This window comes from Acidovorax sp. (assembly GCF_046341535.1).
GTDB lineage: Bacteria > Pseudomonadota > Gammaproteobacteria > Burkholderiales > Burkholderiaceae_C > Acidovorax.
Map to the genome: position 1 here is coordinate 37,364 of NZ_JBKDRI010000137.1, position 12,842 is coordinate 50,205.

The 12,842-nt window shown below is 60.4% G+C and carries 13 protein-coding genes; 3 read left to right on the plus strand and 10 right to left on the minus strand.

Annotated elements, in window-relative coordinates; all coding sequences use genetic code 11:
• Positions 1–312 precede the first annotated feature (312 nt).
• The 3 genes from ACK543_RS09925 to ACK543_RS09935 are packed head-to-tail and all read right to left on the minus strand — an operon-like array spanning position 313 to position 1,329.
• The gene (locus tag ACK543_RS09925; protein WP_409942688.1) at positions 313–888 is read right to left on the minus strand and encodes a YbhB/YbcL family Raf kinase inhibitor-like protein; all 576 of its coding nucleotides are present in this window, start codon (positions 886–888) and stop codon (positions 313–315) included.
• Between the two features lie 8 nt (positions 889–896).
• Entirely contained in the window at positions 897–1,139 is a 243-nt protein-coding gene (locus tag ACK543_RS09930; RefSeq protein WP_409942689.1) for a hypothetical protein, read from the minus strand.
• Positions 1,111–1,329, minus strand: coding sequence for a hypothetical protein (locus ACK543_RS09935; protein ID WP_409942690.1), 219 nt, complete (start codon positions 1,327–1,329; stop codon positions 1,111–1,113). The genes ACK543_RS09930 and ACK543_RS09935 overlap by 29 nt, the downstream gene beginning before the upstream one ends.
• Before the next feature lie 244 nt (positions 1,330–1,573).
• Here ACK543_RS09935 and ACK543_RS09940 point away from each other — a divergent pair, with 244 nt between their 5' ends.
• Positions 1,574–2,482 (plus strand): LysR family transcriptional regulator, encoded by a 909-nt coding sequence (locus tag ACK543_RS09940; RefSeq protein ID WP_409942720.1) that lies wholly within the window; start codon positions 1,574–1,576, stop codon positions 2,480–2,482.
• Between the two features lie 89 nt (positions 2,483–2,571).
• Here ACK543_RS09940 and ftsH read toward each other — a convergent pair whose 3' ends face one another.
• Together ftsH and ACK543_RS09950 are read right to left on the minus strand one after the other, a co-directional pair.
• The gene (gene ftsH / locus ACK543_RS09945; RefSeq protein WP_409942691.1) at positions 2,572–4,491 is read right to left on the minus strand and encodes an ATP-dependent zinc metalloprotease FtsH; all 1,920 of its coding nucleotides are present in this window, start codon (positions 4,489–4,491) and stop codon (positions 2,572–2,574) included.
• 190 nt (positions 4,492–4,681) lie between these two features.
• On the minus strand, positions 4,682–5,344 hold the full coding sequence (locus ACK543_RS09950; RefSeq protein ID WP_409942692.1) for an RlmE family RNA methyltransferase: 663 nt from the start codon (positions 5,342–5,344) through the stop codon (positions 4,682–4,684).
• 102 nt (positions 5,345–5,446) lie between these two features.
• On the opposite strand from ACK543_RS09950, the gene ACK543_RS09955 reads away from it, so the two are divergent.
• Both ACK543_RS09955 and ACK543_RS09960 read left to right on the plus strand, forming a co-directional pair.
• On the plus strand, positions 5,447–5,920 hold the full coding sequence (locus ACK543_RS09955) for a YhbY family RNA-binding protein (RefSeq protein ID WP_409942693.1): 474 nt from the start codon (positions 5,447–5,449) through the stop codon (positions 5,918–5,920).
• A complete protein-coding gene (locus ACK543_RS09960) occupies positions 5,920–6,678 on the plus strand; it encodes a glycosyltransferase (protein ID WP_409942694.1) in 759 nt (252 codons plus the stop codon). Before ACK543_RS09955 ends, ACK543_RS09960 begins: the two co-directional genes overlap by 1 nt.
• Positions 6,679–6,793: 115 nt before the next feature.
• Here the strand turns inward: ACK543_RS09960 and ACK543_RS09965 are convergent, their stop codons facing one another.
• The 5 genes from ACK543_RS09965 to carA all read right to left on the minus strand — a co-directional run bounded on the left by ACK543_RS09965 (position 6,794) and on the right by carA (position 12,776).
• Positions 6,794–7,222 carry a DUF4149 domain-containing protein gene (locus ACK543_RS09965; protein WP_409942695.1) on the minus strand — a complete coding sequence of 143 codons (429 nt, stop codon included), beginning with the start codon at positions 7,220–7,222 and terminating at the stop codon, positions 6,794–6,796.
• A 33-nt stretch (positions 7,223–7,255) separates the two neighbouring features.
• Positions 7,256–7,732, minus strand: a complete 477-nt coding sequence (gene greA, locus ACK543_RS09970) for a transcription elongation factor GreA (RefSeq protein WP_409942696.1) — start codon at positions 7,730–7,732, stop codon at positions 7,256–7,258.
• Between the two features lie 171 nt (positions 7,733–7,903).
• On the minus strand, positions 7,904–11,149 hold the full coding sequence (carB, locus tag ACK543_RS09975) for a carbamoyl-phosphate synthase large subunit (RefSeq protein ID WP_409942697.1): 3,246 nt from the start codon (positions 11,147–11,149) through the stop codon (positions 7,904–7,906).
• A 10-nt stretch (positions 11,150–11,159) separates the two neighbouring features.
• On the minus strand, positions 11,160–11,582 hold the full coding sequence (locus ACK543_RS09980; RefSeq protein WP_409942698.1) for a hypothetical protein: 423 nt from the start codon (positions 11,580–11,582) through the stop codon (positions 11,160–11,162).
• A 21-nt stretch (positions 11,583–11,603) separates the two neighbouring features.
• Positions 11,604–12,776, minus strand: coding sequence for a glutamine-hydrolyzing carbamoyl-phosphate synthase small subunit (gene carA, locus ACK543_RS09985; protein ID WP_409942699.1), 1,173 nt, complete (start codon positions 12,774–12,776; stop codon positions 11,604–11,606).
• Between the last annotated feature and the right edge of the window lie 66 nt (positions 12,777–12,842).

The window sequence follows — 12,842 nt, forward strand, 5'->3', positions numbered from 1 at the left end:
CGTCGCCATCCCCTAAAGTTTCGGCGTCATCAAGGACTTGCCAGGGCCCGAGACACCACTGCGCCGACAGTCTATATGCCGCTCGCCCTGTTGCAGATTTGCCCCATCTCGTGCACGTGAGAAAGCACCGCACGCTTGCTGATCGCGCCTCCCACTTCTGGCTGCCCCAGACCGAGGTCAGCCATAGGTGGTCCGTCGGCATTTTCACGGCCCATGTTCATCGAAATACTGGGGGGCGCAAGTTGGGCCGGGAACACCTTTCACTGTCAAGTGAACGAAGACCCCAGCCCACGAGGCGACCGCGACGTGAACTCAGCGGCCGTAAGTCGCCGTGAATTCGGCCTTTGCAATCGCGTTGGCGTTCACCATGAACCCAGCAAGCGAAGCGGTTGGCTGTGCTGGAACCGGCAGCTTGTCCACCTTCAGCGCGTACAGCGTAAAGACGTAGCGGTGCGGCTTATCGCCAACCGGCGGGCACGGGCCGCCCCAGCCTGGCATGCCAAAGTCCGTCGCCACGTGTTTGGCCGCTTGGGGCAGCCTCATCCCGTCGGACGCGCCAGCGCCGCGAACGAGGCTGGTGACTGTTGCAGGAATATCAATCACAGCCCAGTGCCAAAAGCCCGCGCCACCTGTCTGAGCATCAGGATCATGAACCATGAGCGCCAGGCTCTTGGTACCTGCCGGCAGGTTGCTCCACTCGATCGATGGCGACACGTTCTGGCCCGTGCAGCCAAAGCCGTTGAACGCGAATTCCTGCGGAATCGTTCCGCCTGCGACCACATCGGCACTCTTGAGGGTAAAGGCCGACTGCGCATGGCCTGTCATGGAGACGGCCAGCAACGCGACAGCAGCTGCGGAACGTACGGTTTGTATCAGCATATTTTTCATGGCGGACCTCACGCGGCTTCACGCAACGACACCAGGCCGAGCGCTTTCAGGACCAGTTGCGCCACCAGTTCCGAGGACTGCGGGTTTTGCCCGGTCACGAAACGACCATCATGGATGGCGAAGGCAGCCCAATTCGGGGCCGATTCAAATCGAGCACCCAGCGCGCGCAGGCGGCTCTCGAGATGAAACGGCACAACACCGTTCAGACCCACCTCTGCCTCTTCAGCATCCGTGAAGGAGTTGATGCGCACGCCGCGCACCACGGGTACCAGGGTCCACCGGAACAGCCCCGCCCTGCGTCGATGCCAGGTGCACAACGGCGCCAGCGTCTATCAAGGCGAAGTAGGGCGTGGCCAACTCTTCGGCCCAAACGCCCGTGGCCTGACCCGTATCACCCATACGGGCGTGGGAGGTGAGAATCATCAAAATTTTGCGTGACATGGTTTACTCCATTTGGATAGGTGCGAGGTTGCGAAAGTCAGGAGTCGACTCAACCCTGTTCCAGGGCCTGTGCGGCGTCCACTGCCCCCTCTCGTATTCGCTGCGAGGGCTGTCCATGGATTTCCTTTCAACATAGAAGGCGAACCGAACTGACGATGTGAATGTATGTATGCCTCCGAAGCTTGTAAATAAATTCCAAAGAACTACATTTATTACCCCGAAGAATGTATGACTCGAAACGTCGATTCAGCTAGGAACCATCGAACTCTTTTGCAAGGCCGCAGAGTTGGGCAGTTTCACGCAGACTGCACAAGCGCTGGGGCTCACTCAAGGGGCTGTGAGCCGCTCCATCGCGCGTCTTGAGCGGCGGCTTGGGGTGCAGTTATTCCAGCGAACCACGCGCAGCATTCGCCTGACGGACGATGGCGAGCTGTACCGCGCGCAGTGCCAGCAGGCGCTCGATCAGATTGCCGAGGCTGAGCGGGCCATCACCGGCCATCAGCCAGAACCCGCAGGAACTCTGCGCATCAGCGCGCCCACCACCTACGCCAACTATCGGCTGATGCCCTGGTTACCCGCTTTCTGCGAGCGATACCCCAAAGTGGCAATAGACGTGAACGTTTCAAACCGGAACATCGACTTCATCGACGAAGGCTACGACCTGGCCATTCGGCTGGGCGAGCCAAAAGACTCGAGACTCATCGCACGACGCCTGGAGGACGCCACCCTGGGAATATTCGCCTCGCCAGAGTATCTGAAGCGGCACGGAACGCCACAAAACCTGGACGAACTACGAGAGCATCAACTCATTCAGTTCGTTCTGCCAAGTACGGGACGGCCCATGCCTTGGGTCCTGCGCCAGAATGGTCAGGACATGGAATTCACGTTTACGAGCCGCAGGCGAGTGCATGAGGATGTGCTCGGCGCGGTGAACTGGGCCAGAGCCGGAGGCGGACTGTTTCAGATTTACCACTTCATCGCCGCAGACCTCGTGGAGCGCGGTCAACTGGTCGAAGTACTGAAGGGGTTGGGCGGACGAACGCGACCCTTCAGTGCGCTCTATCCGCAAAACAGGCACCTCTCCGCGCGGGTGAGGGCCTTTGTCGACTTCCTGATCGAACAGTCATCGTCAGATCACCGACCACCGCCGTAGCGCAAAGACAAAGCACATTGCTTTGTTCAAAACCTGCACTTGAATGCACTGGGTACAAGCCACCCAGGCCTCAATGCTGTTTGGTTTTATCAGGCCGCTGTTGGCGCAGCATCCGAAGCTACTGCTGGGGTCCCACCACTGGAATTGTCCCCGCCAGAAGGAGGAGTACGAGGAGACCAGTCTTTGGGCGGACGAGGTTCCTTGCCCGCCATGATGTCATCGAGCTGCTCGGTATCGATGGTTTCCCACTCGAGCAAAGCCTTGGCCATGGCGTGCATCTTGTCGCTGTTCTCTTCGATGAGACGGCGGGCCAGGTTGTACTGCTCATCAATGATGCGCCGCACTTCCAGATCCACCTTTTCCATGGTCTGCTCGCTCATCGTGGTGGTCTTGGTCACCGAGCGGCCCAAGAACACCTCACCTTCGTTTTCCGCATACACCATCGGGCCCAAGGCATCGGTCATGCCGTAGCGGGTGACCATGTCGCGTGCGATGTGCGTGGCGCGCTCAAAGTCGTTGCTGGCACCCGTGGTCATCTGGTTCATGAACACTTCCTCGGCGATCCGGCCGCCGAAAAGCATGCTGATCTGGTTGAGCATGTACTCACGGTCGTAACTGTACCGATCCTGCGCGGGCAGACTCATCGTGACGCCCAGAGCACGTCCACGGGGAATGATGGTGACCTTGTGCACAGGATCGCACTTGGGCAGCAGCTTGCCGATCAAGGCGTGACCTGACTCGTGGTAGGCCGTGTTTCGGCGCTCTTCCTCAGGCATGACCATGCTCTTGCGTTCAGGCCCCATCAGGATCTTGTCTTTGGCCTTCTCGAAATCCTGCATCTCCACGGTCCGCGCATTGCGGCGCGCGGCCATCAGGGCTGCTTCGTTGCAGAGGTTGGCCAGGTCAGCACCGCTCATGCCCGGCGTGCCACGGGCAATGATGCTCGGGGCTACATCCTGACCAATCGGAATCTTGCGCATGTGCACGTTCAGTATCTGCTCGCGGCCGCGGATGTCGGGCAGCGTCACATACACCTGACGGTCAAAGCGGCCAGGGCGCAGCAATGCTGCATCAAGGATGTCAGGGCGGTTGGTCGCCGCCACCACAATCACGCCCAGGTTGGTTTCAAACCCGTCCATTTCGACCAGCATCTGGTTGAGGGTCTGCTCGCGTTCGTCGTTGCCACCGCCCAAGCCCGCGCCACGCTGGCGGCCTACTGCGTCGATTTCATCGATGAAAATGATGCATGGGGCATTTTTCTTGGCGTTTTCGAACATGTCGCGAACACGGGCAGCACCCACGCCAACAAACATTTCCACAAAGTCGGACCCCGAGATGCTGAAAAACGGCACCTTGGCTTCGCCGGCAATGGATTTGGCCAGCAGAGTTTTGCCGGTGCCAGGAGGGCCAACGAGGAGCAGGCCGCGGGGGATGCGGCCACCGAGCTTTTGGAACTTTTGCGGGTCCTTGAGGAAGTCAACCACCTCCTTGACCTCTTCTTTTGCCTCGTCGCAACCGGCGACATCGGCAAACGTGACCTGGTTATTGTTCTCGTCCAGCATGCGGGCTTTGCTCTTGCCGAAGCTGAAAGCGCCGCCCTTGCCACCGCCCTGCATTTGACGCATGAAGTACACCCACACACCAATCAGCAAGAGCATTGGGCCCCAGCTGACCAGCAGGGTCATGAGGAGGGAACCTTCTTCGCGGGGCTTAACGTCAAACTTGACGTTGTTGTTGATCAGATCACCCACCAAGCCGCGGTCAAGGTAGGTCGCAGTCGTACGGATCTTGCGGTCGTCACTGGTCACAGCAACGATTTCCGTGCCGCCCTGGCCCTCCTGAATGGTCGCGCTCTTGATGCGGTTACTGCGAACCTCTTCCAGGAACTCCGAATAGCCGACGTGGCCTGCGCTGGCTCCGACACGGGTGTCAAACTGTTTGAACACCGTGAACAGCACCATGGCGATCACCAGCCAAACGGCAATTTTTGAAAACCACTGATTGTTCAAGCAGAGCTCCAGTTGCGGGAAACAGAAAGCGGACTCGCCGCGGCGATGTCAACCATATACGCCCGATTTTAGGACTTTCAAGCGCAGCGGCGATCGCTATTCCCCCGCGAGGCCATGGAAACAGCGCGGGCATTACTGAGTTTGCTGACCAGTGTCTCGTCGGCCTTGACTTCATCAACCCCCAAAAGGGTCAGGCACGCGCCTTCAGTCCCACACCCACAAGGAAGGTCTCCGACGATTTGTCCCGGGATGCCTTGGGCTTGATGGGCTTGACCACCTTGAAGGTCTGCTTGAAGAGGGCCACAAGATCACTGTACCCACTGCCATGGAACAGCTTGACCACCAGCGCCCCGTCGGGTTTGAGATGGGCGCAGGCAAACTCCACCGCCAGTTCGACAAGGTGGGAAATCCTTGCAGCGTCGGCTGATTCGATACCGGACAAATTGGGCGCCATGTCCGAGACCACCACATCCACTACCCTGCCGTCCAAAGCGCGCTCCAACCGCTCCAGCACCTCAGCCTCGCGAAAGTCACCGTTGAGGTAGACCACCCCTTCAATGGGCTCCATCGGAAGGATGTCCAGCGCAAAGATGGCTCCGTTGAGTTGCCCCGCGGCCGCACCGCCCGGAGAAAGGCGCCGCCGCAGATATTGGCTCCACGCTCCGGGCGTCGAACCCAGGTCGACCACCGTATCACCGGGCTTGATCAGTCCAAGCTGCTCGTCGATTTCTTTGAGCTTGTAGGCGGCGCGGGCACGATAACCCTCCTTCTGGGCCAGCTTGACGTACGGGTCATTGACATGGTCGTTCAGCCATGCCTTGTTGACCTTCTTGCTTTGCGTTTTGACTTTCATCGCCGTATTGTCCCCCGGGCAGGCCCGTACCCCCCAACAAGTCTGGCAGTGCCTGTGTCGCAAGCCGCCAGCGGCCAGGCAGGGCGCAGCGATAATAGGGCTATGCCCCAAATACAGCTCACCCCGGCAGAACGCCGGGAACAACGCGCCAACGCCCACCATTTGAACCCGGTGGTTCTCGTCGGTGGCGATGGTATGACCCCTGCAGTCAAAAAAGAAATCGACGCCGCCCTCAATGCCCATGGACTGATCAAGGTGCGCGTCTTTGGAGACGACCGTGCAGCACGCGAGCTGCTATACCAGGAACTGGCAGCCGAGCTTAATGCGGCCCCTATCCAGCATATCGGCAAACTGCTGGTCTTGTGGCGCCCCATTCCTGCCAAAGAGCGCGCCTCGGACGAGGACCGCATGCCGGGGCCGCGCGACGTGAAGGTGCTCAAATTCAGCAAGCGGGGAGGCCAGCGGCCCGAGATCAAGCAGTTGCGCGTTCTGGGTAACCAGCGGCTTACGTCGGGCGGGCAAATCAAGCGCGCCAAGCCCAAGCAAAAATCCATCAAGAAGCGCCAGGCCGACTGATGAATTCCTCGGCCCCGACAGCCGCTGCCAGCCTGCCCCGCACCATCCTTTGCATGAAATGGGGCAAGAAGTACGGCCCCGAGTACGTCAACAGGCTGTATGCCATGGTGCGCAGGCATCTCAGTGGCGAATTCCGTTTTGTATGCCTGACGGACGACAGCGCAGGCATCCGAAGCGAGGTACAGTGCCTGCCCATTCCTGCACTGGACCTGCCCCCCGGTATCCCGGAGCGTGGCTGGACGAAGCTCGTGACCTTTAGCAAGGACCTCCATGGGATGCGGGGGACGGCGCTGTTTCTGGACGTTGACGTGGTGGTGACGGGGAGCCTTGACGAGTTCTTCACGCACCCGGGTGACTTCCTGATCATCCACGACTACAAGCGTCCATGGCGGGTGACGGGCAATTCGTCGGTGTACCGGTTCGAGCTGGGCGCACACCCCGACGTTCTGGAATACTTCCGCGCGCACTGTGCTGAAGTTCGGCAGCAATTTCGCAACGAACAGGCATATCTGTCGGACTACCTGCACCGGCAAGGCAAGCTGCAATACTGGCCCAAGGCTTGGTGCCCGAGCTTCAAGTACCACGGGATACCAGCATGGCCCTTCAACTACTGGCGCGCACCTGAAGTGCCGAAGGGAGCGCGCATCGTGATTTTTCATGGCGAATGCAATCCCCCAGACGCCCTGGCAGGTCGGCGCAACCGGGCGTTCCGCTTTATCCGTCCAGCCCGATGGGTAGAACAACACTGGCGTGAGTAAGGCGCGCCAAACTCCTACAGAGCTTGAGTGGTCCGGCCACAGGCAAGCACCCCGTTACCAAGGCCGTTACCGACCGCCTGGGCCAGTGCCTGCGGCTGCTTACCGAGGCTTCTGACTACCGGTCGCCAACCGGGGGCTCAGGCCGCAGCGTGCGCCAAAGCACGGCCAGAGCGCAAACCCATTGCACGGCGAACATCACCGTCCCGACGCTGTGCCACAGGCGAAGGTCCTGCCGCGCAACGATGCGCGGAGCGACACCAAACTGACTGACCAGCGCCAGCAACAACCCTCCAAGAACTAAAGCCATGACCGACTGAGCCCAGGCATGTTGCACAGTGGCGTGCCGGGCCTTGGAAAGCAGCAGCAGCCCAAGGCAGCATCCCACGGTCACCCAGGTTTGCGCTGCAAAGAGGTTGGCCGCCATGTAGCCAGCCATCGAAGGCGAGGGAAGGCGTGCAAACAGCATGGGGACCACCAGAAACCCGATGGTTGTCAGGCTACCCCACCACAGTGCTGCAGCAAGCGCTGGAAGGCGATCAACCATGACAATGAACCCCCTGCTCCAGTCGGTGCTGCATCACCGGTAGCTGACAGCCACCACCTCGTATCGGCGGATACCGCCCGGCGCCTGGACTTCGGCTGTATCGCCCTCTTCCTTCCCAATGAGCGCGCGAGCGATCGGGCTGGAAATGTTGATCAACCCGAGTTTGAGATCAGCCTCGTCTTCACCAACGATCTGGTACCTGACGGTATCGCCGGTATCTTCGTCTTCCAGCTCCACAGTGGCGCCAAAGACCACCTTGCCCCCACCATCCACCGCGCTCGGGTCGATCACCTGCGCCACCGAAAGCTTGCCCTCAATTTCCTGAATGCGGCCTTCAATAAAACCCTGACGGTCCTTGGCCGCATCGTAGTCAGCGTTCTCACTCAAATCGCCCTGCGCACGAGCCTCGGCGATTGCCGCGATCACCGCGGGGCGCTCTACCGTCTTCAGCCGGTGCAGTTCTTCCTTGAGTTGCTCTGCTCCGCGCTTGGTGATTGGGATGGTGGCCATTCGGTCAAGTCTCCATAAGTCAGCAGGCTGGCATTTCGCCTTGCCAGCATATCGGGATGAGCCACCGGTGCGTGATGCAGCGACGACGGCGTGTCTACAAAAGGCAAACCGCCGCGCGTTGCCGCGAGGCGGTTTCAATTCAGTCAAGGATTATGCCGCTTTTGGTAACGATCAGGCAGGCAGTTGGGCGTGCAATTCCTGCAGGGAATACACGTCAAGCTTGTCCAGGTACTTCATGCCTTCCACAGCGGCTTCTGCGCCGAAAATGGTGGTGAACGTCGTCACACGCGCCAGCAGCGATGACGTCCGGATCGCACGCGAATCAGCAATCGCATTGCGGCGCTCCTCCACGGTGTTGATGACCATGACGATCTCGTTGTTCTTGATCATGTCCACAATGTGGGGGCGGCCTTCAGTGACCTTGTTCACCACTTTGACCGGCACACCGGCCGCGTCGATGGCAGCCGCCGTGCCCTTGGTCGCCACCAGGTCAAATCCCAGCGCCACCAACTGACGGGCAATATCCACCGCGCGTGGCTTGTCGCCGTTCTTCACCGTGAGGAACACCTTGCCCGACGTCGGCAACTTGGTGCCAGCACCCAGCTGGCTCTTCACAAAGGCTTCCCCAAAGGTCTTGCCCACACCCATCACCTCCCCAGTGGACTTCATCTCAGGGCCGAGGATCGTGTCGACGCCCGGGAACTTGACGAACGGAAACACGGCTTCCTTGACGCTGAAGTACGGCGGTGTGACTTCCTTGGTGATGCCCTGCGACGCTAGCGTCTGGCCAGCCATGCAGCGTGCGGCGACCTTGGCCAGTTGGATGCCCGTGGCCTTGGAGACAAACGGCACCGTGCGCGAAGCACGGGGGTTCACTTCCAGCACGTAGATAACGTCCTTGCCATCCGCCTCCTGGATGGCGAACTGCACGTTCATCAAACCCACCACGTTCAGGCCTTCCGCCATGGCGGCAGACTGGCGCTTGAGCTCGTCCACCGTGGCCTGCTTGAGGTAATAAGGTGGAAGCGAGCAGGCCGAATCACCGGAATGCACGCCCGCTTGCTCGATGTGCTCCATCACGCCACCAATGAAGGTCTTGCCTTCGGGATCGCGCAGGCAGTCCACATCGCACTCAATGGCGTCGTTCAGGAAACGGTCCAGCAGCACTGGCGAGTCATTGCTCACCTTCACCGCTTCGCGCATATAGCGCTCCAGGTCGCGCTGCTCATGCACGATTTCCATCGCACGGCCACCGAGCACGTAGCTGGGCCGTACCACCAGCGGATAGCCCAGCGCAGCGGCCTTTTCAAGCGCCTCGGCCTCGGTCCGGGCGGTGGCGTTGGGCGGCTGGCGCAGGCCGAGATCGTGCAACAGCTTCTGGAAGCGCTCGCGGTCTTCGGCAGCGTCGATCATGTCGGGGCTGGTGCCGATGATGGGCACACCCTCGGCTTCCAGGCCCAGCGCGAGCTTGAGAGGGGTCTGGCCGCCGTACTGCACGATCACGCCGAGTGGTTTTTCCTTGTCCACGATTTCGAGCACGTCCTCGAGCGTCAGCGGCTCGAAATACAGGCGGTCCGAAGTGTCGTAGTCGGTCGAGACTGTCTCAGGGTTGCAGTTGACCATGATGGTTTCGTAACCGTCTTCGCGCATGGCCAAGGCAGCGTGCACGCAGCAGTAGTCAAACTCGATGCCCTGACCGATACGGTTGGGCCCGCCGCCCAGCACCATGATTTTTTTGCTGTTTGTCGGCTCGGCTTCGCACTCGTCCTCGTAAGTCGAGTACATGTAGGCAGTGTTGGTGGCGAACTCGGCCGCGCAGGTGTCCACGCGCTTGTACACGGGGCGCACGTTCAAGGCCCGGCGCGCTTCGCGCACGGACTTTTCAGTGGTTTTGAGCAGCTTGGCCAGACGGCGGTCCGAGAAGCCTTTCTTTTTGAGCGCGCGCAGCGTGTCGGCATCCAAGCTCGCCAGAGCTGCCTCGCGCTTGTTCACTGCCACTTGGTCCAGCTCCAGCTCGATCTTCACGATTTCTTCGATCTGCACCAGAAACCACTTGTCGATCCTGGTCAGGTCATACACCTCGTCCACCGACAGGCCCATGGCAAACGCGTCGCCCACGTACCAGATGCGCTCGGGACCAGGCTCGCCCAGTTCCTTTTCCAGCGTCTCGCGGTCCTGGGTCTTTTCGTTCATGCCATCCACACCGACTTCCAGACCGCGCAAGGCTTTCTGGAAGGACTCCTGGAAGGTGCGACCCATGGCCATGACCTCGCCCACGGATTTCATCTGCGTGGTCAGGCGGCTGTCGGCGGTCGGGAATTTTTCGAACGCAAAACGCGGGATCTTGGTGACCACGTAGTCGATGGAGGGCTCGAACGATGCAGGCGTAGCGCCGCCTGTGATTTCATTTTTGAGCTCATCAAGCGTGTAGCCCACGGCCAGCTTGGCCGCGACCTTGGCAATCGGGAAACCCGTGGCCTTGGAAGCCAGTGCCGAAGAGCGCGACACGCGCGGATTCATCTCGATGACGATCATGCGGCCGTCTTTGGGATTCACCGAGAACTGTACGTTGGAGCCACCCGTGTCCACGCCAATTTCACGCAGCACCGCCAACGAGGCGTTGCGCATGATCTGGTACTCCTTGTCGGTCAGCGTCTGCGCGGGGGCTACGGTGATCGAGTCCCCGGTATGCACGCCCATGGGATCGAGATTCTCAATGGAGCAGATGATGATGCAGTTGTCCGCCTTGTCGCGAACCACTTCCATCTCGTACTCCTTCCAGCCCAGCAGCGACTCTTCAATCAGCAGCTCGTTGGTCGGCGAGGCCTCCAGGCCACGCTTGCAGATCGTCTCGAATTCTTCTGGGTTGTAGGCAATACCGCCACCCGTGCCACCCAGCGTGAAGCTGGGGCGGATCACGGTGGGAAAACCTACGGTTTTTTGCACGGCCCAGGCTTCGTCCATGCTGTGGGCGATACCAGAGCGTGCGGAGCCCAGACCGATCTTGGTCATGGCGTCCTTGAACTTGAGGCGGTCCTCCGCCTTGTCGATGGCCTCGGGCGTGGCGCCGATCAGCTCGACCTTGTACTTGTCGAGAACGCCGTTGCGCCAGAGATCCAGGGCGCAGTTGAGCGCGGTCTGACCACCCATCGTGGGCAGGATGGCATCGGGGCGCTCCTTGGCGATGATCTTCTCGACCGTCTGCCAGGTGATGGGCTCGATGTAGGTGACGTCGGCTGTGGCCGGGTCGGTCATGATCGTTGCCGGATTGCTGTTGATCAGGATGACCTTGTAGCCCTCTTCGCGCAAGGCTTTGCAGGCCTGCACGCCGGAGTAGTCGAACTCGCAGGCCTGGCCGATGATTATCGGGCCAGCGCCGATGATGAGAATGCTTTGGATGTCTGTGCGTTTTGGCATGGTGCGTCGATCAATCGATCGTGGGTTCGGCCGCCTGGGGGCTTGGTGGGGTGGCAGGCGCCCCGGCGTCTGCAGTTGGGCGCCGCTCGGTCAGCTTGGCAAGCAGGGCCTGGGCCCGTTCGGGCGGGAGGTTCTTTTGCATCAGCTGCAGCAATCCGTCACCCTGAATGAGCGGGCGCAGCACTTCCTCTTCCGCGTCATAGAACTTCACGTCCCAGTCCTGTAGCAGCTCCGCAAACTCGGCATCGTCCAGCGTCTTGCCCTTGGACACCAGGGTGACCAGCGGCATGGCTTTGTTTTCTACGAAAGACTTCTTGTACGGCTTTTGCGCCCAACGCTCGGCGAACCACTCTCGGTGCGGCGACGGCAGGGTCAAAACACGCTTGTGGATTGCCTTTTCGAGCGTGGCAACAGGGAAGCTGAACAGTTTCATGGTGCGCTGATTCGTCTCGGTTTAAGCAACTTTCGCAGCGCGCATGGCGTCAGCGAAACGGTCGAACAAATAGGCAATGTCGTGAGGCCCGGGCGATGCTTCAGGGTGACCCTGAAAGCAGAACGCCGGCTTGTCCTTGTGCTCGAGACCTTGCAGCGTGCCATCGAACAGGCTGATATGCGTGGGGCGCAACGTGGAAGGCAGTGATTGCAAATCGACTGCGAAGCCGTGGTTCTGGCTGGTGATGCTGACACGCCCTGTGTCCAGGTTCTTCACGGGGTGGTTGCCGCCGTGGTGACTGTGGATCATCTTGAAGGTCTTGGCGCCCGCGGCCAACGCCATGATCTGGTGCCCCAGGCAGATGCCGAAGGTGGGCATGCCGCTGTCCACGATGGTGCGGGCGGCGGCAATCGCGTAGTCACAAGGCTCTGGATCACCCGGGCCGTTGGAGAGAAACACTCCGTCGGGGTTCATCGCCAGCACATCGGCTGCGGACGTTTGCGCCGGCACCACGGTAACGCGGCAGCCGCGCTGGGCCAGCATGCGCAAGATATTCTTCTTGACGCCGTAATCGAAGGCAACCACATGGAACTCCGGCTGCGAGAGCGCGCCATAGCCAGAGCCGAGCGTCCACTCGCTTTGCGTCCACTCATAGGGTGTCTTCGTACTGACGACCCTGGCCAGGTCAAGGCCTGCCATGCGAGGCGCGGCCTTGGCCTGCGCGACGGCCCTGTCGATCAATGCGGGAGTGACTGCCTCGCCTGCAGCCAAGCCGATGATGGCGCCATTTTGGGCACCCTTGGTGCGCAGCAGTCGGGTGAGCTTGCGGGTGTCGATGTTGGCGATGGCAACGGTCTTTTCGCGCACGAGGTAGTGCGAGAGCGTTTCCGTGGAGCGAAAGTTGCTGGCCAGCAGCGGCAGGTCCTTGATGATCAGGCCCGCGGCATGGACCTTGTCAGCCTCGACATCCTCTGCATTGACACCGTAATTGCCGATGTGCGGATACGTGAGGGTCACGATCTGCTGGCAGTAGCTGGGGTCGGTGAGAATTTCCTGATAGCCGGTGATGGAGGTATTGAACACCACCTCGCCGACTGTGGTGCCGGTGGCACCGATCGAGTTGCCGATAAAGACCGTGCCGTCTGCGAGCGCCAGGATGGCGGGCGGGAAACTTCCCTTGAGAGACAAAAGCACTGGGTTCTCCGGATGGTTACGGTCGCCCGGCGCCTGCAGGCCACTCGCAAAGGAGGCCAGTGGCTG